Genomic DNA, 24,494 nt, shown 5'->3' with positions numbered 1-24,494 from the left:
GGGTGTGGAGGAGTTCAAGTTTTGGGATATCCTCATTGATAAGGGAGAGTTGCGGGTTATTGTAGTTGCAAGGACGGAAGAGGAGGCATTGGAAACAGCACGGAAAGAGTTGAGAGAGTATTACTGCGAGGAAATAGCTGACTGGTTCGAGGAAGAGTACAGGAAGGGAGAGCTGAAGCCCATACCCTTTGCAAAGCCTCTCGACGACTACAATGAACCAGAAGTATGGGATGTGAGCGTGTCCCCCTACTGTTAGAGGAGCGTGATGGCCGTGAGTGAGTTCAAGGCACAGTTGTGCCTTAATTTCTGCAATATTTTCTCTGACCTGCAAGCAAGGTTATTCGGTAGGGTATTTAAAAATAGGAAATCAACACTTCCCTTTAGCGCCCGCGGACTTGAGAAGAAAAAAGCCCTCTCCGGCCTTCTTTTGCTTACCAATTTAGACCAAATGAAAACAAATCTTCCGGGGTGAAAACATGTCTTCCTGGTTAGAGAAGGCATTTGAGTATGGCATCTTCCGGGGCAACCGGATAGCATATGAAAACCTCCTCGACAAGCTCAAGATAGAGTACAACGGCAGGCTCTTCATCGGGGAGCTGAAAAAGTTCAAGGAAGAAGTGGCCAGGGCGAGTGGCATTTCAGAGCGCCAAGTCCACAACATCATTCAGAACCTCAGAGAAAAGGGCGTTCTGGAAGCCGTCATCATTGACAACAAGGAATACCTCGTTCTCTCAAAAACATTCGGCTCCCGCCTCGTCAAGATGGGCCGGAATTATTGGGACTGGTTGAGGTGATAGCCATGTTCCCCGAGGTCCTTATCATTGACGGCGAACCGGCGCAGGTCATCGAGATTGAAGACAACTACGCTCTCGCAGAATCGGCCAAGAACTTCTTTATCATCGTCGAGGGCGACGATGGGAAGCACTACGTTGCTGTAAGGCTGAGCAAGCACGAGTACACGCTCCCTGATGCCATGAAAGAGTTCTATGACTTCGTGGGGGTGTGAACCATGACCGCAGTGTTTATTACCTCCACCCACGAGTGGGCCAAGGGTGGGCCAAAGTGGGCCGTAGTGGGCCGTTTAAACGGGGCTCTCAAACAGCCCAAGGAGCAAAAAGAAGGCGAAAGACGCGCGTTCATCTGTACCTTGATAAAGAAGTGGTCGGCGGTCTCAAGGAAGAGGGTTATAGCTTGTCGGCCCTCGCCAATAAGCTCCTCAAAGAACATCTTGAGAGGGTTCGGGCCATGAGAAGTCTTTTCGAGCTGAATGGTGGGCCCGCGGGGATTCGAACCCCGGACCTCCACCTTGTAAGGGTGGCGTCATGACCATCTAGACCACGGGCCCGCCCACCTTCGAGGACGCTGGAAAATTTATAACGTTTTCGCATTATTCCCTTGGGGATTGGCATGGACAGGATTAAACTTCTCGCGGGACTCTCGGCGGTTCTCATCCTAATCGCAACGGGGGCAACGTGGGTCATTACAAGAGACATCAACACTACCATTGTAATTCTCACGCTTGCCTCGACCCTGGCAACCGTCATGATGGCCGTAACGATATACGAGCTGGACATAGCGCTGAAAGAGCTCAACTTCGAAGCGGTTAGTGCGGTTTACGAGATGATGGACGAGAAGGTCAAAGGCGACATTACAAAGATTAGAAAGTGGCACCAAGAGGATAGTGAAAAAGGGCTGATTTCAAAGGGAGACGAAGTGAAAGAGGAGTTCTACAGAGAGTTCTTTCGGGACAACGAAAAGGTAAAAACCGTAAGCGACGCCAGCAGGGTGCTCAATCGCATAGGATACTTCGTTTACAGGGACTTCGTGGGTGACTGGTTCATCCAGGAGCAGTACGCTGGTTTGATACTTGACTCATTTCTCGCCATGAAGCCATACCTCAAAGCCCTCAGAAACCGCAGAGAATGTGGCGATGAGGATGAGAAAAGCGAAAAGGAAGGTTGCAAAAACGGACCCTGGTTCCTGAGGCGCTTCTACCTTCTTCTGGTCGTGATTAGCTACGACTACCTGTGCAGGGAATTTCAAGAGAACTGCGAGAAAACGTTCAAAAAGTATGGATATCCTGGGCACACAAATCCCATACCCAAAGAGTGGCTCGCAGAAGACGTTAGAAAATGGCTAAAGAAGAAAGGGTACAAAAATTACGTTTAACCAACGCCCCTCCTGACCTTCACGGCCAGGCCACTCTGGAAGACCTTCAGCTCCTCGCCGTTCAGGAGGGTCTGCCCGGTCGCGAGAAGCTCGTCTTTTTCGTTCACCACCAGAACCTCGTCGTAGGGCCTGATTGAGGGGTCGGCATCGACCACGAACTTTGCGAAGACGTTTTTTCCGCGCTTCGCGAAGGGTTCGGCATCTTCGTTGACAACGACACGCATCCTCGGGAACGGCAGGAGCGCGTGGAGTCTCTTTGCCCCTTCGATGCCGAGCGTTAACAGACCGTCCTCAGCCCTGAAGGTCGCGAGGTGCTTGCCCTTCGCCTTTATCTGCCTCGGCATGCCAGTCTTCCGCGATAGCTCCACGAAGGCGTCTTTGAAGGCCTCTCCTGCACCTTCGCCGAACTGATACTCCGCCACCGCCATGACGTACTTCCTCGCTTCCCCTTTCCTCGGCTTCTCTATCGTGAAGTCCTCCTCGCCCTCGCTCTGGGCGAAGGGGTAGCTCAAACTCAGATACTTTGGAATCTCGCCAAATATCGGGTGTTTTACCTTTTCGGGGAACTTTTTGGCGACGCGCTCGGCCCTCTCTTTGGCACGATAAACGATGGGCCATCTCATCGCTTCCTCGCTCACCTTGAAGAAGGCGCTGGACTTTGTAACTGGCTCGTTCTTCTCAAGGTAGTCCTTATACTCAAGCAGTCTCTTGTAGGCGGAGTAAAGCTTCGGGTGACTCCTTGCCCTCTCGTCAACGAGGCGCCAGAGTTCCCCTTCCTTTATCGCCTGCTTGACCCTGTTCAGCTCCTCGCGTATCACCCAGAGGTTGTGGATGGCTAAAAGCCTCGTCCGCTCCTCCTTCGGCATCTCACGCAATTCCTGCGGGGTGTAGCGGGAGCAGACGGGGCAGGAGCAGGGGAAGTACTCAAGCTCTTCGAGCCTTTTCGTTCCCTCGGGTGTCAGATAGCGGTCGTCTTTAGCGTACAAAGCGTAGCTCGCCGAGTCGAATAGGTCAACGCCCATAGCGACTGCCAAAGCGAAAATCATCGGATGGCCTGCACCGAAGAGGTGAACGGGCCTGTCCGGCCTTAGACCGAGCTTGGAAGCTATAACAACGTCCACCAAATCGCGGTAGCGGTAGCTCTCCATTAGTGGGACGACCGCACCAATCGGATGTATCTCGAAGTTCATCCTGCTGAGCTCCCGCGCGGCGTAGGTTCTTAAGTCCGGATAAGTGGACCCCTGAACCGCCGCGTTCATGGCGATGTTCTTTATGCTCTCGGCTTCCTTCGCCCGCTCGAGGGTTATCCTCAGGTCCTCCTGGGCCTTCTCCCTCGGCGCGTCTGGAGGAGTCGGAATGTCGAGGAAAGTGCCTATATCAACGCCGATTTTCTCCTGGAACTCGATTATCTCGCGGTTGGTAACTTCAACCTCGCCGTAGCGCATGAGCTGGAAACTGCCAGAATCAACCTCGATTATCCCGTCGTAGTCGAGGAGCCTATGAATGCCCAGCTCAAGGGCCTTTTCCCTCAGCTCCGGCGTCTTGTAGATGATGTAGGAGTTGGTGATTATCATTCCAAAGCCCATCTCCTTGAGCTCCTTCGGCGTCACGATGAGCTGTTTCGGGTTGATGACGGGCATTATGGCGGGAGTTTCGATGCTCTTGCCGTTGACGGTGAGCTTTCCTATTCTTCCGGCCGCGTCGCGCGCCTTAACCTCGAACCTGAACTCCATGCTCTCACCTCTCAATGCCCTAACACTTCGACCTTAAAAGCCTGCCGAGAAGAGCTTGATGAGCAGGAAGGCGAGGATTCCGGCGAAGAGCGGCGCGCGAACCCAGCTCTTCACGATGTCCACGAGGAGCTTTTTGTTCACGTGCTCCCCTTTGTAGGCGCTCAGCCCGCTTATCGCCCCGACTATCGCCTGGCCCGAGCTGACGGGCAGGCCGAAGAGGTTCGCGGTGCTGACCGCTATTGATGCCCCGAACTGACTCGAGAATGCCGAGGTCGGTCCGAGGGGTGCTATGTCCTTTCCTATCGTCATCATGACCTCGTAGCTGAAGGTGAGCGTTCCAAAGGCCATCACAAGGGCGAGGAAAGCGTTTGGGTCGGACATTCCGCCGGCCTTTGCGAGGCCGATGACGTTCGAGACCTCGTTCGTGCCGAGGTTAAAAGCTGAAAAGGCCGAGGCGAGAAAGACTAGCCACTTCTGGGTGAGTTCGAGGTTCTTGAGGCACTTTATCCTCCGGAGGAATGGCTTGTAGAGCTTGTATATTGCTATGGCCAGGAGGGAAGCGAAGACCGGCGAGAAGAACCACGCCGAGACGATTTTACCTATCGTCCACCAGTCGACGGGAAGACCCAGGGCGAGGGAGGAACCTACGAGCGCGCCTATTATGGACTGGGTCGTCGAAATTGGCCGCCCCCACAGGCTCGCGATTGTAACCGCAGATGCCGCGCTGAAGAGCGCCAAAGCGACTTCTCCAGCCGATAAACCGCTCGCAAGTCCAGTTATCGTTCCTGAAACGGCCGAGTGGCCGATAACTGCACCTAACGTGGTGAAAACCGCTATTATTAGAACGGCCCGTTTAAAGCCCACTATCCCTGAACCGACCGCTGTGCCAACGGCTTTTGCGCTGTCGTTCGCTCCTACGGCCCATGCCATGAAGAACGCCGCTGCGATGAGAGCTATCATCTCCCCACCTCTCTATATTCTATATAGTCTATGTAGCACAGGGTTGGGCACTTTAAAAGGGTTTCGGCTTTAAAAGCGTTGCGGTAGCGGGATGGAAATCGGGGAACAAAGGCAGGATTGAGATTCGCAACGAATCACAACCGCCCTGTAAGAAGCCTGATGTAGCCGTAGACGTGGAGCGAGAGGTAGAAGAGCGCCCAAAACCAGACGATTAGGGGGAAGAGAAGTGCGTTGGAGAGCTTTCCGCCCTCAACGAACGTTGGGAGAAGCATTGTGACAACCTCGAACCCCCACCAGAGGGCGAAGAGGCCAAAGTTGCCGGTCGCGAGCAGTAGAACGGGAACCACAACGTCGAGGAGGGCTATGAAGTCGCCGAGCAGGAGGAACGCCCAGTCCTTGGTAAAGCCACCGCCGAGGTTCTTGAGGTCACCGAGGAACCAGCGCTTCCTCTGGCGCCAGAGAACTGAGAGGCTCCTCGGCATCTCCGTCCAGACCCTTGCCCTTGGCGCGTAGACCACCTTCCCGAGCCTCTTGATGGCCTTTGTGGTGGCGTAGTCCTCGACGATGTCCTCAACGAAGCCCCCGATTCTCTCGAGAGCGCTTCTGCGGAAGGCCGAAACCGGGCCTGGGGCGAGGCTCAGGTCGTCAAGCTCCTTAGCTCGGCGGAACATCGCTATCCTAAGGTGCTCTGCGTCCTGCGCCCTCTCAAGGAAGGAATCCCCCATGACCCTTACCTGCCCTCCAACGCCGAGCACCTCGTCGGAGTAGAAGCGCCTCACGAGTTCCCCAACCGCGGTCGGTTCGAGGTAGCTGTCGGCGTCGGTCGTCACTATTATCTCGCCAGATGCTTTAGAAAGGCCGAAGTTCAGGGCTCTGGCTTTGCCCCCGCGCTCCTTCCTGTAGACCTTCAGGCGCGGGTCCCTCACCGATGAAGCAACCTCAAACGTGCTGTCCCCACTGCCGTCATCGACAACGATGACCTCAAAGTCCGGATAATCCTGAGCGAGCGCCGAGCGTATGGCTCTAAGAACCCTCTCCCCCTCGTTGTAAGCCGGGATTATGATTGAAGCTCTTGGCGCCCATTCTTTAGTTCTGTAGTTCTTGAAAAGACTAATTATGTAATTGAAGAAGAAGTAGCCGTCCCAGAGGAAAATGAGGGCGAGCGCAACGGCGAGGAGAGGTGGGCTCATGTGTGAAAAATCTGCCCGAAGGTTTTAATTCTTACCGTCCACCGTGAGGACGGGCTTTCTCCCGAGCCTGTACCTCACTACGTAACGACCGTGCTCGAAATCGTCTTCCTCGGCCTCAAGAACCTCGACCGGCTCAAGCTCAAGGCCCAAATCCATAGCCTCCCACTTGATGTCGTCGAAGTAGTCATACAGCCCGCAGGTGGCGCAGAAGGAACCCTCGAACTCTATGATGACCTCGTCTCCCTCGAGCTTTAGAATCCTCGCGCTGGCCTCGCTACCGTGAAGGCGGTTGAACTCCTCGAGAACCTTCCTGAGCTTCTCCTCTACCTCCATTCTCCCACCGGATTTAGTTCGCCAAGCCCACTTAAAAAGTTTGCTTAACCAACCGAATAGTTTAAAAACCGAAAGTCCAACGGGTGGCAGATGGCGGGGAAAAGGATAAGGTGGGCGAGACGGGAATACAGCGATGAGGAGATATTCTCAATCCTCAGCGAGCCGGTTAAGGAGTGGTTCAGGCGGAAGTTCGGGAGCTTCACGCCACCACAGCGCTACGCGGTTATGGAGATTCACAAAGGCGAGAACGTGCTCATCTCCTCTCCGACCGGCTCTGGAAAAACGCTCTCCGCTTTCCTCTCGGCCATAAACGAGCTGATTCTCCTCGGAAAGGAGGGAAAGCTTGAGGATAAAATCTACGTTCTCTACGTCTCACCGCTGAGGGCTCTCAACAACGACATAAAGCGCAACCTGGAGGGGCCCTTGGCCGAGATTAAGGAAGTGGCTAAGGAGCTCGGCTACGATTTACCCGAAATCCGCGTCGGCATAAGGACGAGCGACACGTCGAGCTACGAGAAGAGCAAAATGGTGAAGAAACCGCCCCACATTCTAATAACCACCCCAGAGAGCCTCGCGATAGCTCTAAACGCCCCCAAGTTCCGCGAGAGGCTGAAGACAGTTAAATACCTCATCATAGACGAGGTTCACGCTTTGGCTGAAAACAAGCGCGGTTCTCACCTGGCTTTAAGCGTTGAGAGACTTCAAGAGATGGCCGAGGAGAGGTTTGTGAGAATAGGTCTCAGTGCGACGATACACCCGCTCGAAGAGATAGCGAAGTTCGTCTTCGGCTTCGATGACGACGGGGAGCCGAGGCCGGGCCTTATCGTTGACGTAAGCTTCGCCAAGCAGACCGAAATTCAGGTCGAGAGCGTCGTCGAGGACCTAATCTACACCCCTGCCGGAGCGCTGAGCGAGGCGCTCTACAGGAGACTGGCGGAGCTTATCAGGGAGCACAGGACGACGCTAATCTTCACCAACACGAGGAGCGGTGCCGAGAGGGTCGCCTTCAACCTTAAGAAGCGCTACCCCGAGTTCGAGGGCCTCATAGAGGCGCACCACTCAAGCCTGTCGCGTGAGGTTAGGCTGGACGTTGAGGAGAAGCTGAAGAGGGGCGAGCTGAAGGCCGTTGTTACGTCAACGAGCCTCGAACTCGGGATAGACATTGGAACGATTGATTTAGTGGTTCTAATCGGCTCGCCGAAGAGCGTGAACCGCGCTTTACAGAGAATAGGGCGAGCCGGCCACAGGCTCCACGAGGTCAGCAAAGGGGTTATTTTAGCCCTCGATAGAGATGACCTGGTTGAGGTTACCGTTTTGGCGCACAACGCGAGGAACAGACGACTCGACCGCGTCAGAATTCCAAGGAACCCGCTCGACGTCCTCGTCCAGCACCTCCTCGGAATGGCCCTGAACAGAGTATGGGAGGTTGATGAAGCTTACCGCGTTGTCAGAAGGGCTTATCCATTCAGGGATTTGCCCTTCGAGGACTTCATGAGCGTTTTGAGGTACTTGGCCGGAGAATACGCCGGGTTGGAGGAGCGGAAGGTCTACGCCAAGATATGGCTGGAGGACGGGAAGTTCGGAAAGCGCGGAAAGATGACGAGGGCGATTTACTACATGAACGTCGGCACGATTCCCGATGAGGCCAAAATCAGGGTTTACACAATGGACAAAAAGCTAATCGGAACCGTTGAAGAGGAGTTCGCCGAGAGGCTGATGCCCGGCGACATCTTCGTCTTAGCGGGAAGAACCTACGAGTTCGTCAAGAGCAGGGGCAACAAGCTCTACGTCATCCCGCGCGAGGGGGCCAAGCCGACCATTCCCGCTTGGTTCTCGGAGATGTTGCCTTTAAGCTTCGATTTAGCGGTGGACATTCAGCACTTTAGGAGGGAAGTTAAGGGCCTCCTCAGCAGGAAGGACGCCGTTAAAAGGCTCATGAGGAAGTACGGGATAGATGAGAAGGCCTCGCGCGCCATAATCGCTTACTTCCGCGAGCAGGCTAGGTATTCGGTGGTTCCCGACGACGAGACCCTTCTGGTGGAATTCGTTCCGGGAGACAAGAGGAACCGCTACTTCTTCCACACGCTAATTGGGAGACGCGCCAACGACGCTTTGAGCAGGGCCTTTGCGTATCTCGTGAGCAAGAAAAAGAACTGCAACGTAGGGATAGCGATAAACGACAACGGCTTCGCCCTTCTCCTTCCGCCGGAGGTTGAGCTGAGCGAGGAGGAAGTGATGGAGCTTTTCGAGGTTGATGACCTAAGGGAAACGTTAAAGCGGGCCCTGGACAACACCGAACTGTTGAAGAGGCGCTTCAGGCACGTCGCCAACCGAGGGTTGCTAATTTTGAGGCGCTACGTCGGGAGGAGCAAGAGACTCGGCAGGCAACAGGTCATGGCGGTCTCGCTACTCAAGGTGCTCAAGGAGAACTACCCCGACTTCCCGCTCCTGAAGGAGGTCTACCGCGAGATTATGGAGGATAAGATGGACGTGAAAAACGCGGAACTGTTCCTGAGCTGGGTTCGGGAGGGGAAGATAAGGGTGGTCTTCCAGAGGAACGCCGTTCCAAGTCCCTTCGCCTTCAATCTGGAAGCTATTGGCTCGAGCGACGTGGTTCTGATGGAAGATAGAAGAGAGCTGATTAAGGCCCTGCACAGAAAGATAATGGCGATGATAGGGGAGGCTTAGATTAGCTCCCTCTCCGTCCTCGTCAGCCTCTTGGCCCCGTTTTCGGTTATGACTATCGTGTCCTCTATCCTTACCCCACCGAACTTGGGAATGTAGATGCCCGGCTCGACGGTGACGACCATACCGGGCTTGAGGACGGTCTCGTCGCTCTGGTTCACGCCGGGCCACTCGTGTATCTCAAGGCCGACGCCGTGGCCGGTGGAGTGGATGAAGTAGTCGCCGTAGCCGTACTCCCTGATGACGTCCCTAACGATTGTGTCGAGCTCCTTCGCGGTTATTCCCGGCCTCGCCATCTCAACGCCCTTCATCTGAGCCTCAAGGACCGCCTGATAGATGTCCTTCTGCTTCTCGTTGGGACTGCCGACCACGATGGTCCTCGTCGTGTCGGAGTTGTAGTGCCTGTAGAGGGCGCCCTCGTCTATAACGACGAACTCACCCCGCTCGATTCTCTTGTCGCTCGCGACACCGTGGGGTAAGGCGGAACGCCAGCCACTCGCGATTATCGTATCAAAGGCCGGCTTCTCAGCGCCGTTCATCTTCATGACGTACTCCATCTTGGCAGCTATTTCCCTCTCGCGCTTGCCCTCGCTTATCTCCTCTATGGCAACGAGCATCGCCTGGTCAGCTATCTCGCACGAGGCCTGGATGACCTCAAGTTCTTCCTTCGTTTTAACCATTCTCAGCTCCTTTATGACGTCATCAACGGTCACGAACTCCTCAACGCCGAGCTTCTCGCGGTAGCTCTGGACGGTTGAGTAGGCGGTTCTTCCCTCGATTCCGAGCTTCCTCAGCTTGAAGGACTTGAGCCTCTCGAAGAGCTCTGGCCCGCGCTTGAAGGCCTCAACGGGAACGCGCGAGGTTTCTTTGGCTTCCTCATACTCAAGCTGGGGAACGAGGAAGAGCGCCTCGTCAGCCGTTACGAGCAGGTAGCCGCCGAGAACGGGGGCAGAGCCCGTGAAGTAGTAGAGGTTTGGTCTGTGGGTTATTATTACGCCGTCCAGTTCCTTTTCGGCTATGTATTCCCTGAGCCTTTCGATTCTCATGACCACCACCGGGTGAAGTTGGCCGGGCAGGATAAAACGGTTTCGGAAGGAATATAAACTCCGGGGCGAAACCCCGAACAGGTGTTAAGCGTGACGGTTTACCTCTTCGACTTCGACGGAACGCTCGTTGACAGCACCGGCGCGGTAGAGAAGGCGTTGAGGATAGCCATCGAGAAGACTATTCCAGCGGTGATTGAGAGCGACCTTTACGACGAGTATTACAAGGCGCTGTTCCTCTTTATCAAGGGCAAGCTCACCTACGGCCACCTCGGCGTCATACACGAGCTCGTGGCTCAGGGGACAATCCACGAGTACTACAAGCTCATGCCCAAGTACATCAAGGACTTCCCCTTCGCCCGTGAGGTTGTGAGGGAGCTCAGAAAGCGGGGACGGAAGGTAATAAGCTTCTCGGGCGAGCACACTTATCCGGGCGGAAAGGTCATCTTCATGAAGAAGACCAACTGGTACGACGAGTTCGACGAGGTCATAACTTTCAAGGGGACGAAGGACATGCTCAAGAAGTTCCAGACGCTGAGGGAGCTCTATCCGGATGAGCCCTTCGTGTGGGTTGACGACAGCCCGTCGCGCTTCACCTACGTCCTCGACGAGAACACACTCCTCGTTCAGAAGGCCTCACCTTACAAGAGCGACGTTCCGCTCCTCTTTGACAGGGTGAACTTCGTAAAGATAAAATCCATTCGAGAGGTTCTCGAGATAGACGATGGCCTAAGCGAGTTCCTGGGCGATAAAACTTAAAAATCCAGCCCCTAAATCAAGGCCGGGTGAGGGCGATGGCGAGGGTGAAGGCTGTCGTCCTCTCCTACGCGGGTTCTCACGAGCACCAGGACAACCACAGAATGATTCTCAAGCCCATCGGAATCGACGACAGGGGAAGCGCGGCCCAGCTCATCGGCAGGAAGGTCGTCTGGAGGACCCCGACCGGCAGGAAGATGTTCGGCAGGGTCATCAAGACCCACGGCAACCGCGGTGAGGTCAAGGCCGTCTTCAAGCCCGGCCTTCCGGGGCAGGCCCTTGGAGACATCGTCGAGATTCTCTAAACCTTTAAAGCCCCTCAACCCTTTTCTTTAACGGGTGGGAAAATGGAGCTGATTGAGGTCAGTGAAGGTTCCGCGAGGTTCCTCGTACCGAAGGCCGAACGAATTTACGACGCACCGGTCTTCTACAACCCCGTGATGGCGCTCAACAGGGATATAAGCGTCCTCGTCGCCCGTGCTCTTGAACCCAAGAGGGTTCTCGACGCGCTCTCAGCGACGGGAATAAGGGGAATCCGCTACGCCCTCGAAAGTCCAGCGGAGGAAGTCTGGCTCAACGACATAAGCGACGAAGCCTACAGCCTGATGAAACAGAACGTCGCCCTCAACTTCGAGGGGGAGCTCTACGAAGAGGGCGACCGCTCCTACCTCTGGGGCGAGAAGCTAATAGTCATAAACAAGGACGACGCCAACAGGCTGATGGCGGAGAACTTCCGCTACTTCGATTTGGTTGATTTAGACCCCTTCGGCTCGCCGATGGAGTTCCTTGACACCGCTCTAAGGAGTGTGAAGAGGAAGGGCGTTCTGGCCGTTACGGCAACGGATACCGGAGTTCTCTGCGGGGCCTACGCGAGGGCCTGCGTGAAGAACTACCTCGCGAGGCCGATACGGGGCGAGCTGTGCCACGAGGCCGGTTTGAGAATCCTCATCGGGACTGTGGTTAGATACTCTGCCAAATACGACCTTGGAGTTGAAGTTCTTCTCGCCTACTACCGCGACCACTACTTCAGGGCGTTCCTCCGGTTTAAGAGCGGGGCGAAGAAGGCCGAGAAGAGCCTCGCTCAGCTCGGCTACCTCTGGCAAGATGAGAGCGGAAGGTTCACCTACGAGAAAGCCTTCCTCCCGGAGAAGCCCAAGGCCTTCGGCCCGATGTGGCTCGGCCCGCTGAAGGATTCAGAGTTCGTGGAGAGGCTCTCAAGGGAGCTTGAGACCTTTAAACCGGCTCATAAGAAAACGAGGTCCTTTGTGGAGCTACTCGCGAGCGAGCTCGACGTTCCGTTCCACTACGACACCCACGCCCTCGCGCGGAGGAACGGCCTGGAAGTGAGGAAGGTGAGCGAGGTAATCGAGAGGCTCAAGAAACTCGGCCACAGGGCGAGCAGGACGCACTTCTCGCCGACCGCGGTAAAAACCGATGCCCCCTTCGAGGTGGTGCTCGATGTCCTCAGAGGCGATTAAGCTCGCAAGGCGCTTCTACCTTGACGAGTGGGCAGACGCGGAGCTGTACGAGAGGCTCGCCGAGTGGGAAAAGGACGAGAAGATACGGGCGGAGTTCAAGCGTCTGGCCGAGCTTGAGCGCTGGCACGCCGAGTTCTGGAAGTCATTCCTCGAGAGGAGGAACGAGAAACCGCCGAGGCCGAGGGTGAACCGCCTGACGGTATGGGGCGTCAAGCTCCTTCGGAAGTTCCTTGGGCCGGGTTCCGTCGCTTCCCTCCTTGAGATGGGCGAGAACAGCGCGATAGAGAAGTACTTCCGCTTCCTCAACGAATACGCCCGCGAGATGAGCGATGAGGAGCGCGAAACCCTGAGGAGGGTAATCCTCGACGAGATAGAGCACGAGAAGTTCTTCCGGGAGGAGGAGAAGGCCTTCCACGTGGAGAACATCAGGGACCTCGTCCTCGGAATGAACGACGGCCTCGTCGAGATACTCGGAGCGGTTACGGGCCTCTCGGCGGTTTACCCGAACAACCCCCAGCTCGTCGGGATAAGCGGTCTCATCGTTGGTGTAGCGGGAGCGCTCTCGATGGCGATAGGCACCTTCGTCTCGGTCCGCTCGCAGAGGCAGGTCAAGGAATCAATCCGCTCTAGGACCGAAGTCCTCTTCGAGGTCTCGCCCGAGAAAACGGCCGAGGAACTCAGGGAAAAGCTGATAGAGGGTGGAATGCCCGAGGACATGGCGAAGGAGATAGCGGAGAAGCTCAAGGGCAACCCCGATGCCGTTAAAAAGCTCCTTCTTCCAGAGGCCGAGGAGAACGAGGTTCGCGCCGCATTGTATACGGGCTTATCGTACCTTCTCGGCGTCGTCTTCCCGGTTACACCCTACTTCCTGGCCTCGAACTCGCTCACGGCGCTCGTCTTCTCGATACTCTTCGCGGGTTCGGCTCTCGCGATAGTGGCGACGCTGATTTCGCTCCTCTCGGGAATATCGGTCAAGAAGAAGGTCGCGGAGATGGTAACTACTGGCCTCGGTGCAGCGTTCCTGAGCTACCTCTTCGGAAGGGCCATGGAGGCAATCTTCCACGTCTCGGCGCTTTAGAGGTAAACCACCTCAACGCCGAGCTTTTCGGCTATTTTTCCCTGTTTCTCATCGGCCGTCGCGAGCTTTCCGTACTTGAGGGCCTGGGCGATGTAGAGGGCGTCGTAGATGGGTATGCGGTGCTCGACCGCTATTTTCCTTGCTTCCGTTAAGTAGTTGGTCCCGTCCTCGAGGAGAATGACATTCGGGAGGAAGTCTATTACCTTTGACCGCCTCTCAAATTCCTCCCGCGATATCTCCCCGTACAGGACGTGGTGCTTCCAAAGGGCGTTAGAGACCTCCGCGAGGGCGTAGTCCAGCGAAACGGCGTCGCCCATCAGGAGTTTCTCTACTTCCTCCCAGCCCGGCTCGATGAAGACGTACTTCGCCAGAACGGAGGCGTCAATTACTATCACGGTCCTCCCTCACGTACCTTTTTGCGGTTCCCGCCTTGGCTGGCGTTCCACCCGCGAGCAACTCGTGCATCATCTCGAGTGTCCGCTTTTTTTCCTCCTCGCTTATCCTCGTCGCTATGAACCGCCGTATCTCCTCGCTCCAGTTGATGTCGTACTTCTTCATCTTTTCCTTAAGCTCGTCGGGAACGCGGACGCTTATGACCGCCATACGACCACCGTTTACAAAAACGCATTACAGAGATATAAACGTTCCCGTCACACCTTCACGTGCTTCCACTTTCCTTTCTTGAAAATCCACCAGTACATGGCCGCGCTCGTGAATGTTTCGAGGCTCATCGCAATCCACGCGGCTACCACGCCGAGACCTGAGAAGTGAAGCGGGCCGAGGGTAAAGCCGAAGCCGAGAAGGTAGGCTGGGATAATCCTGAAGAGGAGCTTGCTTATTGCCGTAACGTACATCGGGCTCTTCGTATCTCCGGCTCCCCTTAAGGCTCCGCTGAGGACGAAGACCCAGCCGAGCGGGACCTCGCTGATTCCAACGATTATAAGGTAAATCTGGGCGAGGTGGAGAACCTCTGCGTAGTTCGGGTCGTTCGGGTTGAGGAAGGGCATGACGAGGTAGCGCGGGAAGAGGATTAGCACCGCGCCCATGACGCCCATGAAGAGGCCGGCCATCTTCATTGCCTCGTAAACCGTTTTCTCTGCTTCCTCAGGTTTCTTCGCCCCAAGGTTCTGGCCAACGAGGGCTGAAGTGGCGACGTTGAAGCCGAAGGCCGGCATGTAGGCGATGCTCTCAATCCTGAGGCCTATCTGGTGCGCCGCCAGAGCCACGTCGCCGAAGCGGGTGACTATGCTCATGTAGAGGAAGTTGTAGAAGCTGAAGAGGCCCCTCTCAATTAGGGCGGGAATTCCAATGCGGACTATCTTCCCCACTATCTCGGTGTCGAAGCGCCAGCTCGGCTCGAACTTAAGGATGAGCCTGTTAGAGAGAAGGAGAGCCAGGAGTACAAGGAAAGCAGAACTTATGCCTATTCCAGAGGCCCATGCGGCTCCCACAGCCCCGAGCCTCGGAAAGCCGAGCTTCCCGTAAATTAGGAGGTAGTCAAAGAGGGCGTTGAGGACGTTCATCAGGATTCCTACCTTCATCGGGGTCTTCGTATCGCCCGCACCCCTGAGAGCGGAATTAATTGTGAAGACCACGAAGCGGACGGGATAGAACAGGAAAACGACCTTGAGGTAGGCGTAGGCGAGGCTCAAAAGCTCCCCCTTCGCACCCATAATCCTCAGCACGTCGTCGCCGAAGAACCAGCCGAAGAGCAGGACGGGGATTCCGAGGAGGAAAGAGAGGTAGAGGCTCTGCTCGAGAACGAGCTCCGCCCGTCTGAAGTCCTTCGCACCTACCGCACGCGCGACGAGGGCGAGGGTTCCGACGGAGACCGACATCATTATCGGGAACATGAACCAGCTGACCTGTCCGCCGAGACCCACCGCGGCTATTGCCAGGGAACTCACGTGGCCGACCATCAAGGTGTCCACTAAGTTGAGAAGGGTCTGGGAGATGTTGGCGATGATAGCGGGCCACGCGAGCTGCCATATCCTGCGCTGGGTCTCGTTGCGGAGTATCATTAAGACGCCCCTCTAAACGAACAAAGGAGCGTTTTAGTTAATAAGGGTTGCGGTCTCGGGAACGAATGAACAGAATAGAACACGAGGAAACAAAAGAAAAAGGTTCAGAGGAGGTTCCTCTTCTTCTTCCACTTGTGGCTCCAGCTGTACTTCCTCATTCTCCTGCTCCTGCCGAAGCCACAGGCGGCGCAGTAGCCCTTCTTAACGTTGAAGGCCCTCCTACCACAGCGCCTGCACCTGATGTGGGTAGGAGTCCTGTTGCGCTTGCCCTTCGGCGCGGTTCCGGCTCCCATGGTATCACCCCGCTAAGCTCACTCTATCTCGACCGGGGAGATGGCCAAGACGTTGTCTCCCCTGATGACGATTTTACCGTACTTCTTAACCTCCTCGCCGTCCTGCATGAGCGAGGCGTCGGCGAGGACAACGTTCAGGTGGATGTCGTAACCGATGAGCCTTCCCCTGAACTCGCCACCCCTCTTGAGGAGCACGAGGACGTCCTTGTCAAGGGACCTGTGAATAACATCGAGTGGTCTTTCCGCCATTTTCACGCACCTCCAAACAATCAAAGCTCATAGCCTAAACGACGGGAACGGTTTATAACTCTTTCCGTTTTTGGGCTTCGTCAGAGTTCCAAATTGGGCCCCAAAACCTTTTTATGAAATTCGCCCGCTCAACTCTCAGGTGATAGAGCATGGGAGAGAAGCCCGACAAGTACGAGATTCTTCAGGATTTGATGAGGAGGCGAGGCTTCGCGTGGGGCAGCTTTGAAATCTACGGAGGTTCACGCGGATTCTACGACTACGGCCCGCTCGGCGCGACGATAAAGAGGAAGATAGAGCAGAAGATAAGGGAGGCCTTCCAGAGGGAGGGCTTTTTCGAGCTTGAAACTCCTGACATAACGCCCGAGAAGGTCTTCATAGCGAGCGGACACGTCGAGAAGTTCGTCGATCCGCTCGTCGAGTGTAAGAAGTGCGGCGCCAGGTTTAGAGCCGACCACCTCGTCGAGGAAGCCCTTGGCATGGACGTCGAGGGGTTATCGGCTGAGGAACTCACGAAGCTTATTAGAGAACACGACATCCGCTGTCCCGAGTGCGGCGGCGAGCTGTCCGATGTGTGGTACTTCAACCTCATGTTCGAGACGAAAATCGGCCCCTACGGCGACCAGAAAGGCTACCTGAGGCCCGAGACGGCCCAGGGCATCTTCGTGAACTTCAAGCGCTTGAACGCCTTCGCGAGGAACAAGCTCCCCTTCGGCGTCTTCCAGATTGGAAAGGCTTACAGAAACGAGATTTCGCCGAGGCAGGGCATGCTCCGCCTGAGGGAGTTCACGCAGGCAGAGGCGGAGATATTCTTCAACCCGAAGGAAACCGAGCACCCGCACTTCGACGAGGTCAAGGACGAGGTTTTGAGGCTCTACCCGATAGAGCACCAGCTCAAGGGCCTTGGCGAGATTGAGCTCACCGCAGAGGAAGCCGTAAAGCGGGGCTACGTGATGAACACCTTCTTCGCCTACTACATGGTCATGGTGAAGCGCGTCCTCCTCGACATCGGCATCCCCGAGGACAAGATACGCTTCCGCCAGCAGTTGCCCGAGGAGCGCGCCCACTACTCGCGCGACACCTGGGACGCGGAAATCCACAGCGAGCGCTTCGGCTGGGTCGAGTGCGTTGGAATAGCGAACAGGGGAGACTATGACCTGAGCCGGCACATGCGCGAGAGCGGGGCCGACCTTACGGTGCTAATCCACTACGACGAGCCGAAAATCGTGAGGAAGCTGGAGGTTTCCCTCAACCTCAAGCGCGTCGGTCCGAAGCTGAGGAAAGACGCCAAGAGGATAAACGAGCTTATCAAGGGCTGGAACGAGGAGAAAAAGCGCGAGCTGGTTGAGCTCCTTGAGAAAGGGGGCAAAATCACGATAGAGGGCTACGAGCTTGAGAAGGACGACTTCATAATCAGGGAAGTCGAGGAGAAGATTACCGGCGAGAAAATAGTCCCGCACGTCCTCGAGCCGAGTTTCGGCATAGATAGGCCCTTCTACCTGCTCCTTGAGAACAGCCTCGTCATCGAGGAGGACAGGACTTATCTAAAGCTCAAGAAGGACATGGCGCCGATTGAGGTTGCCGTTCTCCCGCTCGTCGCCAAGGAACCGCTCAAGGGCATAGCATACAACGTTTTCAGGAAGCTCCAGAAGGCGGGCTTTATAGTCGTTTACGACGAGAAAGATACAATCGGAAAGCGCTACCTCCGCTACGACGAGATTGGAACCCCCTACTGCGTGACCATCGACAACCAGACGCCCGAGGACAACACGGTGACGATTCGCGACCGCGACACGAGGGAGCAAACGAGAGTTAGCATCGAGGAGCTACCTTCAAAGCTCAGGGAGCTGATTTTCGGGGAGTGAGTCCCCGTTTCCTACACTCTTTCTGGTGGAAGACATGAAAATCCACCTTATCTACCGGAGGATTCCGAACCGGGTTCTGGAGCGGGACGACGAGGTTGTTGCTGATTTGGGCGACGTAATCGTCGCCAAAGCCAGGTTTGAGGGGATGCTTGCCCCGCTGAGGGTGAACGGCGTGGAAGTCATCAAAAACGGCTACACCATGCTCTACTTCGCCTTCGTCGGAAAGAACTACGATATTCTGAAGGTTTACGACGGGGAGGGAAACTTCAGGGGACTCTACGTTGATGTCTTAGCCTACACGAAGCGCGATGGGGACACCTTAGAGATGCTTGACCTCTTCCTCGACGTCTTCATCTTCCCGGACGGGGGAGCGTTCCTCCTCGACGAGGAAGAGCTCGAGATGGCCCTCAGCTACGGGCTGATTGACAGGGAAACCTTCGACTTCGCCTACTCCGTCGCGAGGGAGATACTGGAGAAAGCCGGGCGCGGCGAGTTTCCGCCCGAAATCGTGTGGGAGTACTAGGGCGGGTTCGGAAGGGAGTCGAGGAGTATGTTGATGTAGGCGACGACGTGGGAAGCCAGATAGCTCTTCCTCCCCACGCTCACCCTCTCCGCTACCCCATCGAGGAAGGCCTCATCCTCCCCGCTCAGTCCCTTGTGGTCGCCGAGGACGAAGGCCACGTTCCCGAAAAATTTGACCTCCCCCGCCGGCTTTCCCTCCTCGTGGAGGTAGTAGAGCTTTGAGTTCTTGAGCGTCAGCCTGATAACGTCTTCAAAGGTCCTGTTGCTGACGTATAGACCTGGATAAACCTCGACCTCCTTCCCCGGCTCCCTCAGCCCTTCACCGGCCCTGAGGGCTTTCATAATGAGCTTTGCCGTGCTCCTCTCGTCGGGGTTGAGACGGACCTTCAGCCCCGGTCCCTCAAAGCGTATCGCCTTCGGCGGCTCAGGCGGGCCGTAGAGGAGGAGCCAGACGCGCACGTTCTTCCGGAAGCCGTGCGAGAGCAGGAAGGCGGAGTTGAGGGACCTGCAGAGAACGTCCACCCTTCCGCTCGTGCCAGGCAAATCGCTCAGCTTGAAGTCCGCCCTCGTGCGGGCCTCGCTGGCTTTGATTATGAACGTCCTCATGGAGGCAAGTTGGGAAAGGGGTTTAAAGGCCTTAACCCACAGGCACCAAGAGGTGAGAGAATGAAGTTCCTGAAGGAGGCCAACGATGGAACGCTCCTTCTCGTTTACGTCCAGCCAAAGGCGAAGAAGAACGAGATTGAGGGAATCGACGAGTGGCGTGGGAGATTGAAGGTCAGGGTGAAAGCCCCGCCTGTTGGGGGAAAGGCAAACAGGGAGCTGGTTAAGTTCCTCTCGAAGGTTTTAGGAGCCGAAGTTGAACTGGTTCGCGGAGAGACGAGCAGGGAGAAGGACTTGCTGGTCAGGTTGAGTGCTGAAGAGGTAAAGAAGAGGCTGGGATTTAACCAGAAGTCTTAAATACTAATCATGATTAGTACTAATCATGATTGGTAAATTCATTGACAGGAAAGACGAACTGGACCTGCTGGAGAGGGAATGGGAAAACACGCCGTCCTTTGTCGTGGTGTACGGCAGAAGGAGAGTTGGGAAAACAAGGCTTCTGAGTGAGTTTGCAAAGGGGAAGAAGGTATTTTTCCATACGTTTACTGAGGGCACTAAAGAGGGACAGATAGAAGCCCTCAGAAGGGAACTCGCGGAGTTTTTCGGGGATGAACTGTTCCTCAGCTTCTCGGACTGGTTCCCGCTCTTCAAGTACCTGGCCTCCAAGATACGCGGACGAACGGCGGTAATCCTTGATGAATTTACGTATGCGGTTAAATCTGACAGAGAAATCCTGAGCGCCCTCCAGAGGGCGTGGGACCATGAGCTCTCGCGGAGACAAGTAATGCTTGTTCTCTCCGGCTCGCTCCTCGGAATGATGCGAGATGAGGTTTTAAGCTATTCTTCGCCCCTCTACGGCAGAAGAACCGCGGGCTTCATGCTGAAACCGCTGGGCTTCAGGCACTCCGTTGAGTTCTTCGGCGATTGGGATTACGGACTCAGGGCCTACCTCCTCCTCGGCGGTGTTCCGGCTTACCTCGCCATAGCATCGAGGAAACGGAGCATTGAGGAGCTCGTGAAAGAGGAGTTCTTCTCCCCCCTCGGCTATTTCTATGATGAGCCATACATAGTCCTCGCGGGAGAGTTGAGGGAGCTAAAGGTTTACTTTTCGATTCTCGCGACAATAGCGGGTGGGAAACACCGGCCGACAGAGATAGCAAACAGCCTCGGCATCGAGGGGAGGAGGATATACCCCTACCTCGAAACCCTAATCAGGCTGGGCTTCGTGAGGAGAGAGGTTCCCGTGGTAGGAAAGGAAAAGAGGGGCATCTACCGGATAAACGACCCGTTTCTGCTCACGTGGTTCTCGCTGGTTTATCCGAACAGAACCGCCATAGAGCTCGGTCTGGCCGATTTCGAAAGCGTTTTTGAGAACCTCCAGAGGGTCTACTCCGTGCGGTTTGAGGAACTCGCCAAAGAGTTTCTCGTCGAGCTGAGTAGGGCCGGGAAGTTCCCGTTCCGCTTCACGAAAATCGGCAGATGGTGGCGAAAGGGAGAGGAAATTGACCTCGTTGCCTTGAACGAGCGGGAGAAGAAGGTGCTCTTCGTTGAGGTGAAGTGGAAAGAGCTAAGTGAGCGGGAAACGAGAGGAATTTTGAAAGATTTGAAAAGAAAGGCAGAGTTAGTGGGGCTTGATGGCTGGGAATCGTTTTATGGTCTCGTGGCAAAGCGGGCTGAAGGAAAAGGAGAGATGAGAGAAGGTGGCTGGCTCGTCTGGGACTTGGAGGACTTTAAAAATACCATCCGCTGAGAATCACAGAAAAAGAGAAAAGCCCCTTCCGATAAAAGGCCAATCACTTCAAAATCCCCAAACTCCTGTTCGTCTTCTTTATGCTCTCCCACTTGTCTGCGAGCTCAAACATCGCCCTTATCGCGTCAATGTTCTCCGGAACGACATCGCTCTCCTGGTGAACGGCCTGAATGTAAAAGAGCCTGTTTCCGCGGACGCTGATGCTCTCCTTCCAGACGGCAATCTCGTAGAGGTTGTTCCACTCGCGGTGCAGGTCGCGGGCGAACTCTATGAGCTGGGCGGTGCTTTCGAAGCCCTTCTCCTTCTCGAAGAGCAGAACGCGCGTGGTGTTCTCGAAGATATTGACGACGTCTTTCGCCTCGACCGGCTTCTTCAGCTCGACCATTACGCTGTGAACGTGCATGAGCGTCGTCGGAACGACGAAAGCCGAGGTCTCGATGTTAATCGGAATAACCGTCTGGACGTCCGGGCCGTGGTGGGACGGGACGGTGACGCTCGGCGTTATCGCGTTTATCGGCCCACGCTTGGTGTCGTTGGGGTCGGCCGCTCTTCTAATCATGACCGCGTAAACGTAGTCTATGTACTCCTGAATCGCGCTCAGCGTCCTTGTTAGGCCCGTCGTGTTGCAGGAGACGACGCGGACGTAGTCCTTGCCGAGGGCCTTCTCGTAGTTGGCCTGGGCCACGAAGGAAACATCGGCAACGCTTGCCTTCTCACCGCCCTGGAATACGGCTTTAACGCCGGCCTTCTCATAAATTGCTTTGTTCTTCGCCCCCATTCCTCCGGGGGTGGCGTCAACGATTACGTCAACCTCGTTGAGAAGGTCCTCCAGCGTTCCGGCGACCTCGAAGCCGGCCTTCTCAAACCTCGGCAGGAACTCCTCGCTCGCGGCGTAGACCGGGATTCCAAGTTCCCTCGCGCGGTAGGCCTCGAAGTCCGGCTTGGTCTTGGTTACGCCGATGAGCTTCATATCGTCCTGCTTCGTGACGGCGTAGGCGACGCGCTTTCCTATCGTGCCGTAGCCGTTGATTCCGACCTTAACCCTGGCCATGGCAACCACCGGCGGGTTTTACAGCGATAAAATACTTAAACCTTGTTTTCACTCGTGGTGAAAAGCACTTCAAGAAGTGGCCGTTTTGACATTCTCCTGCAAAATCCCTCCGCTGGCGTTATAAGTCCAGGAGTTGAAACATCTCCGGTGGTGGGAATGTTCGCGGAGATACTGACGGTAGGCGACGAGCTTCTCACAGGGAACACCGTTGACAGCAACTCCGCCTTCATAGCCCAGAGGCTCACCGAAAGGGGCTACTGGGTGCGTAGGAAGACGACTGTGGGGGACGACGTGGAGGAGATAAAGACCGTCCTCAGAGAAATCCTCGGCAGAAAACCTGAGGTTCTCGTTATCTCCGGCGGTCTTGGGCCGACTCACGACGACGTTACGATATTAGCGGTTGCGGAGGCCCTCAACAGGAAGCTCGTCCTCTGCGAGGAGTGCCTTGAGAGGATTAAAGCGTTTTACCGCGAGCTTTACGAGAAGGGTCTCATAGACGACCCCGAGTTAAACGAGGCGAGAAGAAAGATGGCCTACCTGCCGGAGGGCGCGGAACCGCTTGAGAACACCGAAGGCGCCGCGCCGGGGGCTTACATCGAGCACGGGGGTGTTAAGATATTCGTCCTTCCCGGAATGCCCCGCGAGATGAAGGCGATGCTCGAGAAGGAGGTCCTCCCGAGGCTCGGGAAGAAGAAGTTCGTCCAGAGGAAGCTTCTGGCAGAGATAACGGACGAGAGCAAGCTCGCGCCGATACTCAACGAGACGCTGGAGCGCTTTAACGTTAGAATTCACTCCTCGCCGAAGGGCTTCGGGAAGTACATCGGGATAATCCTCTTCGGCGAGAGTGGAGAGGAAATAGAGCGCGCGAAGGCCTTCATGGAGTCGAAGGGAATCCGCTTCGAGGAGGGCTGGTAACCTTTAAATCCTTCCCTCCAAGTTCGTTAGGGGTGAGAGGGTGCAGATACTCGAAGAGAAGCCCAAGGAGGGCATAGTGAAGGTAAAGGCCGAAACGCTGGACGACCTTTGGCACCTCTACCACGTCATAGACCCCGGCGACGTCGTTTACGCGAAGACCCTTAGGAAGCAGGCCCAGAGAACGGACTCGCTGAGGGCCGAGAAGGTCGAGGTCATTCCCGTCTACCTTGGCGTCAAAGCTGAGAAGATAAACTTTCACAAGTTCGCGAACCAGGTCCGCGTTACCGGGCCGATAGTCTACGCGAGCAGAGAAGATGTCCCCCTCGGCAAGTACCACACGATAACGATTGAGGAGGGAACCGTCGTAACAATCCAGAAGCCCCGCTGGAAGGAGCACCACATAGAGCGCCTTAAGGAGGCGATTGAGGCCTCGAAGAGGGCCAAGGTCATGATTGTGGTGATAGACGAGGGAGAAGCCGATATAGCGCTCGTCCGCGAGTACGGCGTCGAGATGGTGGCGAGCATAAGGCGGAACCTCGGCGGGAAGCGCTACAACACCGACCGCGAAAGCGAGGAGAAGCGCTTTTTCCACGACTTGGCTAAGACGATGGCCGAGCTCATGGAGAGGGAGAAGATTGAGAAGGCGATTGTAGCGGGTCCGGGCTTCGTCAAGGAGGACTTCCACAAGTTCCTGCGTGAAAACTACCCCGAGCTGGCGAAGAAGGTCGTCATCGAAGACACCAGCGTAACCGGAAGGACGGGCATCTACGAGGTCATCAAGCGCGGAACCGTTGACAGGGTCTACCATGAGAACAGGGTTGCCAAGGAAGTCCAGCTCGTTGAGAAGGTCCTTGAGAACATCGCGAGGAACACTGGGTTAGCCACCTACGGCCTCAGGGAAGTGGAGGAAGCGGTGAACTACGGGGCCGTTGAGACGCTTTTGGTTCTCGACGAGCTTTTGAAGGGCGAGCACAGGGAGAAGGTTGAAGAGCTCATGGACGCCGTAAGGTATTCACGGGGCGAAGTGGTCATCGTCAGCTCGGAGCACGAAGGGGGAGAAAAGCTGAAGGCCCTTGGCGGCCTCGCGGCGTTGCTGAGGTTCAGGGTGAAGTGAGCCTGGAGCGCACGAAGGAGAGGGTGAGTTCGGCGAGCTTTATCGCGTTCTCCGCCTCTTCTTTATCCGGCTCGTGGAGGGTTGGATACCTCGCCTCAACGGCGTAGGCGGTTAGAACGTCAACATCATCATCGAAGAGCTTTAGGAATTCCGAATCCACTTCAGCGCACAGGAGTATGAGCTCTCCAATATCGTGGGTTCGCTTGATGGGCCTTCCTCTCGATACTAAAAACGCTTTTAGAGCTTTCTCTGCACACTGCTGGGCGTGAAAAGTCGCGTAGTCGTAGAATTTGAGAGAAAGGCTGTTCTTGGCCAGCACGAGGTCTTTCTCGGCCTTCTGGAGCCACTCCCTGAAGCTCAAATTTTCACACCCTCCCTGAGGGCGTAGTAGTAAAGGAAGCCCGTGTCATCTTTGACCTTCTCCAGCTCGTCCCTTGAGATGAAGAGGATATCCGCCTTGATTCCCTTCAACAGAAGCTCCCTGTGCATTCGTTTGTAGGCCTCGAGTTCCATTTTCCTTCCTATTGGCTCCTGCAGAACAACTAAGACGTCCCAGTCGCTTTCGGCTCTGAAATCACCCCTCGCACGGGAGCCAAAGAGGATTATCTCGTCAACTTCAAGGCCCAGTTCGCAGGATACCCTCAAAATCACGTCGCGGATAAGCTCCGAGCTCATGGTTGATGCTACAC

At 55.7% G+C, this 24,494-nt stretch carries 30 protein-coding genes and 1 tRNA gene; 16 read left to right on the top strand and 15 right to left on the bottom strand.

Annotation, left to right across the window (positions count from 1 at the left end):
- Window positions 1–4: 4 nt before the first annotated feature.
- The 4 genes from E3E30_RS02215 to E3E30_RS02200 all read left to right on the top strand — a co-directional run bounded on the left by E3E30_RS02215 (window position 5) and on the right by E3E30_RS02200 (window position 1,249).
- Window positions 5–256, top strand: a complete 252-nt coding sequence (locus E3E30_RS02215; protein WP_167728282.1) for a hypothetical protein — start codon at window positions 5–7, stop codon at window positions 254–256.
- 220 nt (window positions 257–476) lie between these two features.
- On the top strand, window positions 477–794 hold the full coding sequence (locus E3E30_RS02210) for a hypothetical protein (RefSeq protein WP_167728281.1): 318 nt from the start codon (window positions 477–479) through the stop codon (window positions 792–794).
- Window positions 795–799: 5 nt separating this feature from the next.
- Window positions 800–1,006 (top strand): hypothetical protein, encoded by a 207-nt coding sequence (locus tag E3E30_RS02205; protein ID WP_167728280.1) that lies wholly within the window; start codon window positions 800–802, stop codon window positions 1,004–1,006.
- A gap of 3 nt (window positions 1,007–1,009) precedes the next feature.
- Window positions 1,010–1,249, top strand: coding sequence for a hypothetical protein (locus E3E30_RS02200; RefSeq protein WP_167728279.1), 240 nt, complete (start codon window positions 1,010–1,012; stop codon window positions 1,247–1,249).
- Window positions 1,250–1,268: 19 nt separating this feature from the next.
- Here E3E30_RS02200 and E3E30_RS02195 read toward each other — a convergent pair.
- Window positions 1,269–1,345: transfer RNA gene (locus tag E3E30_RS02195), tRNA-Val, on the bottom strand.
- 50 nt (window positions 1,346–1,395) lie between these two features.
- Here E3E30_RS02195 and E3E30_RS02190 point away from each other — a divergent pair.
- On the top strand, window positions 1,396–2,169 hold the full coding sequence (locus E3E30_RS02190) for a hypothetical protein (RefSeq protein WP_240922502.1): 774 nt from the start codon (window positions 1,396–1,398) through the stop codon (window positions 2,167–2,169).
- Here E3E30_RS02190 and tgtA read toward each other — a convergent pair.
- The 4 genes from tgtA to E3E30_RS02170 all read right to left on the bottom strand — a co-directional run bounded on the left by tgtA (window position 2,166) and on the right by E3E30_RS02170 (window position 6,385).
- Window positions 2,166–3,902 (bottom strand): tRNA guanosine(15) transglycosylase TgtA, encoded by a 1,737-nt coding sequence (gene tgtA, locus E3E30_RS02185; protein ID WP_167728278.1) that lies wholly within the window; start codon window positions 3,900–3,902, stop codon window positions 2,166–2,168. The two genes, E3E30_RS02190 and tgtA, sit on opposite strands and share 4 nt — an antisense overlap.
- Window positions 3,903–3,935: 33 nt before the next feature.
- Window positions 3,936–4,862, bottom strand: a complete 927-nt coding sequence (locus E3E30_RS02180) for an inorganic phosphate transporter (protein ID WP_167728277.1) — start codon at window positions 4,860–4,862, stop codon at window positions 3,936–3,938.
- 134 nt (window positions 4,863–4,996) lie between these two features.
- Window positions 4,997–6,052 carry a glycosyltransferase gene (locus E3E30_RS02175; RefSeq protein ID WP_167728276.1) on the bottom strand — a complete coding sequence of 352 codons (1,056 nt, stop codon included), beginning with the start codon at window positions 6,050–6,052 and terminating at the stop codon, window positions 4,997–4,999.
- A gap of 24 nt (window positions 6,053–6,076) precedes the next feature.
- The gene (locus E3E30_RS02170; protein ID WP_167728275.1) at window positions 6,077–6,385 is read right to left on the bottom strand and encodes a hypothetical protein; all 309 of its coding nucleotides are present in this window, start codon (window positions 6,383–6,385) and stop codon (window positions 6,077–6,079) included.
- A gap of 90 nt (window positions 6,386–6,475) precedes the next feature.
- On the opposite strand from E3E30_RS02170, the gene E3E30_RS02165 reads away from it, so the two are divergent.
- Entirely contained in the window at window positions 6,476–9,073 is a 2,598-nt protein-coding gene (locus tag E3E30_RS02165; RefSeq protein WP_167728274.1) for an ATP-dependent helicase, read from the top strand.
- On the opposite strand, the gene pepQ is transcribed toward E3E30_RS02165, so the two are convergent.
- Window positions 9,070–10,122, bottom strand: a complete 1,053-nt coding sequence (gene pepQ, locus E3E30_RS02160) for a Xaa-Pro dipeptidase PepQ (protein ID WP_346765904.1) — start codon at window positions 10,120–10,122, stop codon at window positions 9,070–9,072. The genes E3E30_RS02165 and pepQ overlap by 4 nt on opposite strands.
- Before the next feature lie 84 nt (window positions 10,123–10,206).
- Between pepQ and E3E30_RS02155 the strand changes: the two genes are divergently transcribed.
- From E3E30_RS02155 to E3E30_RS02140, 4 genes are read left to right on the top strand one after another with little or no spacing between them, the layout of a single operon-like run.
- Window positions 10,207–10,872, top strand: a complete 666-nt coding sequence (locus E3E30_RS02155) for an HAD family hydrolase (protein ID WP_042690110.1) — start codon at window positions 10,207–10,209, stop codon at window positions 10,870–10,872.
- Between the two features lie 35 nt (window positions 10,873–10,907).
- Window positions 10,908–11,174 carry a 50S ribosomal protein L35ae gene (locus E3E30_RS02150; RefSeq protein ID WP_042690112.1) on the top strand — a complete coding sequence of 89 codons (267 nt, stop codon included), beginning with the start codon at window positions 10,908–10,910 and terminating at the stop codon, window positions 11,172–11,174.
- Between the two features lie 42 nt (window positions 11,175–11,216).
- Entirely contained in the window at window positions 11,217–12,347 is a 1,131-nt protein-coding gene (locus E3E30_RS02145; protein WP_167728273.1) for a tRNA (guanine(10)-N(2))-dimethyltransferase, read from the top strand.
- Window positions 12,328–13,425: a VIT1/CCC1 transporter family protein gene (locus tag E3E30_RS02140; protein WP_167728272.1), complete on the top strand. Its 1,098-nt coding sequence runs from the start codon at window positions 12,328–12,330 to the stop codon at window positions 13,423–13,425. The genes E3E30_RS02145 and E3E30_RS02140 overlap by 20 nt, the downstream gene beginning before the upstream one ends.
- Here the strand turns inward: E3E30_RS02140 and E3E30_RS02135 are convergent.
- The 5 genes from E3E30_RS02135 to E3E30_RS02115 all read right to left on the bottom strand — a co-directional run bounded on the left by E3E30_RS02135 (window position 13,422) and on the right by E3E30_RS02115 (window position 15,988).
- A complete protein-coding gene (locus tag E3E30_RS02135) occupies window positions 13,422–13,820 on the bottom strand; it encodes a type II toxin-antitoxin system VapC family toxin (protein WP_167728271.1) in 399 nt (132 codons plus the stop codon). The two genes, E3E30_RS02140 and E3E30_RS02135, sit on opposite strands and share 4 nt — an antisense overlap.
- Window positions 13,807–14,028 carry a hypothetical protein gene (locus tag E3E30_RS02130; protein WP_042690124.1) on the bottom strand — a complete coding sequence of 74 codons (222 nt, stop codon included), beginning with the start codon at window positions 14,026–14,028 and terminating at the stop codon, window positions 13,807–13,809. Before E3E30_RS02130 ends, E3E30_RS02135 begins: the two co-directional genes overlap by 14 nt.
- Window positions 14,029–14,075: 47 nt before the next feature.
- On the bottom strand, window positions 14,076–15,446 hold the full coding sequence (locus E3E30_RS02125) for an MATE family efflux transporter (protein ID WP_167728270.1): 1,371 nt from the start codon (window positions 15,444–15,446) through the stop codon (window positions 14,076–14,078).
- A gap of 104 nt (window positions 15,447–15,550) precedes the next feature.
- Entirely contained in the window at window positions 15,551–15,739 is a 189-nt protein-coding gene (locus E3E30_RS02120; protein ID WP_042690131.1) for a 50S ribosomal protein L37e, read from the bottom strand.
- Between the two features lie 18 nt (window positions 15,740–15,757).
- On the bottom strand, window positions 15,758–15,988 hold the full coding sequence (locus E3E30_RS02115) for an LSm family protein (protein ID WP_042690133.1): 231 nt from the start codon (window positions 15,986–15,988) through the stop codon (window positions 15,758–15,760).
- A gap of 149 nt (window positions 15,989–16,137) precedes the next feature.
- Here E3E30_RS02115 and glyS point away from each other — a divergent pair, with 149 nt between their 5' ends.
- A complete protein-coding gene (gene glyS / locus E3E30_RS02110; RefSeq protein WP_167728269.1) occupies window positions 16,138–17,850 on the top strand; it encodes a glycine--tRNA ligase in 1,713 nt (570 codons plus the stop codon).
- Between the two features lie 34 nt (window positions 17,851–17,884).
- Window positions 17,885–18,373 carry a DUF402 domain-containing protein gene (locus E3E30_RS02105; RefSeq protein WP_167728268.1) on the top strand — a complete coding sequence of 163 codons (489 nt, stop codon included), beginning with the start codon at window positions 17,885–17,887 and terminating at the stop codon, window positions 18,371–18,373.
- Here the strand turns inward: E3E30_RS02105 and trmY are convergent.
- Window positions 18,370–18,978, bottom strand: a complete 609-nt coding sequence (gene trmY / locus E3E30_RS02100) for a tRNA (pseudouridine(54)-N(1))-methyltransferase TrmY (RefSeq protein WP_167728267.1) — start codon at window positions 18,976–18,978, stop codon at window positions 18,370–18,372. The two genes, E3E30_RS02105 and trmY, sit on opposite strands and share 4 nt — an antisense overlap.
- 60 nt (window positions 18,979–19,038) lie before the next feature.
- On the opposite strand from trmY, the gene E3E30_RS02095 reads away from it, so the two are divergent.
- Together E3E30_RS02095 and E3E30_RS02090 are read left to right on the top strand one after the other, a co-directional pair.
- Window positions 19,039–19,332 carry a DUF167 domain-containing protein gene (locus E3E30_RS02095; protein WP_167728266.1) on the top strand — a complete coding sequence of 98 codons (294 nt, stop codon included), beginning with the start codon at window positions 19,039–19,041 and terminating at the stop codon, window positions 19,330–19,332.
- 25 nt (window positions 19,333–19,357) lie between these two features.
- Window positions 19,358–20,725, top strand: coding sequence for an ATP-binding protein (locus tag E3E30_RS02090; protein ID WP_167728265.1), 1,368 nt, complete (start codon window positions 19,358–19,360; stop codon window positions 20,723–20,725).
- 43 nt (window positions 20,726–20,768) lie between these two features.
- Here E3E30_RS02090 and E3E30_RS02085 read toward each other — a convergent pair whose 3' ends face one another.
- A complete protein-coding gene (locus tag E3E30_RS02085; RefSeq protein WP_167728879.1) occupies window positions 20,769–21,776 on the bottom strand; it encodes a phosphorylating glyceraldehyde-3-phosphate dehydrogenase in 1,008 nt (335 codons plus the stop codon).
- Window positions 21,777–21,932: 156 nt separating this feature from the next.
- On the opposite strand from E3E30_RS02085, the gene E3E30_RS02080 reads away from it, so the two are divergent.
- Together E3E30_RS02080 and E3E30_RS02075 are read left to right on the top strand one after the other, a co-directional pair.
- Window positions 21,933–22,691, top strand: coding sequence for a molybdopterin-binding protein (locus tag E3E30_RS02080; RefSeq protein ID WP_167728878.1), 759 nt, complete (start codon window positions 21,933–21,935; stop codon window positions 22,689–22,691).
- A 40-nt stretch (window positions 22,692–22,731) separates the two neighbouring features.
- The gene (locus E3E30_RS02075) at window positions 22,732–23,805 is read left to right on the top strand and encodes an mRNA surveillance protein pelota (protein ID WP_167728264.1); all 1,074 of its coding nucleotides are present in this window, start codon (window positions 22,732–22,734) and stop codon (window positions 23,803–23,805) included.
- Here the strand turns inward: E3E30_RS02075 and E3E30_RS02070 are convergent.
- Together E3E30_RS02070 and E3E30_RS02065 are read right to left on the bottom strand one after the other, a co-directional pair.
- The gene (locus E3E30_RS02070; RefSeq protein ID WP_167728263.1) at window positions 23,792–24,166 is read right to left on the bottom strand and encodes a HEPN domain-containing protein; all 375 of its coding nucleotides are present in this window, start codon (window positions 24,164–24,166) and stop codon (window positions 23,792–23,794) included. The two genes, E3E30_RS02075 and E3E30_RS02070, sit on opposite strands and share 14 nt — an antisense overlap.
- Entirely contained in the window at window positions 24,163–24,480 is a 318-nt protein-coding gene (locus E3E30_RS02065; RefSeq protein WP_167728262.1) for a nucleotidyltransferase domain-containing protein, read from the bottom strand. Before E3E30_RS02065 ends, E3E30_RS02070 begins: the two co-directional genes overlap by 4 nt.
- Window positions 24,481–24,494: the final 14 nt, after the last annotated feature.

Origin of the sequence: Thermococcus sp. 9N3 (assembly GCF_012027685.1) — an archaeon.
In the GTDB taxonomy this organism is placed as follows: domain Archaea; phylum Methanobacteriota_B; class Thermococci; order Thermococcales; family Thermococcaceae; genus Thermococcus; species Thermococcus nautili.
Note: the sequence above shows the minus strand (reverse complement) of the source record. Positions and strands in the feature narration are given on the sequence as shown.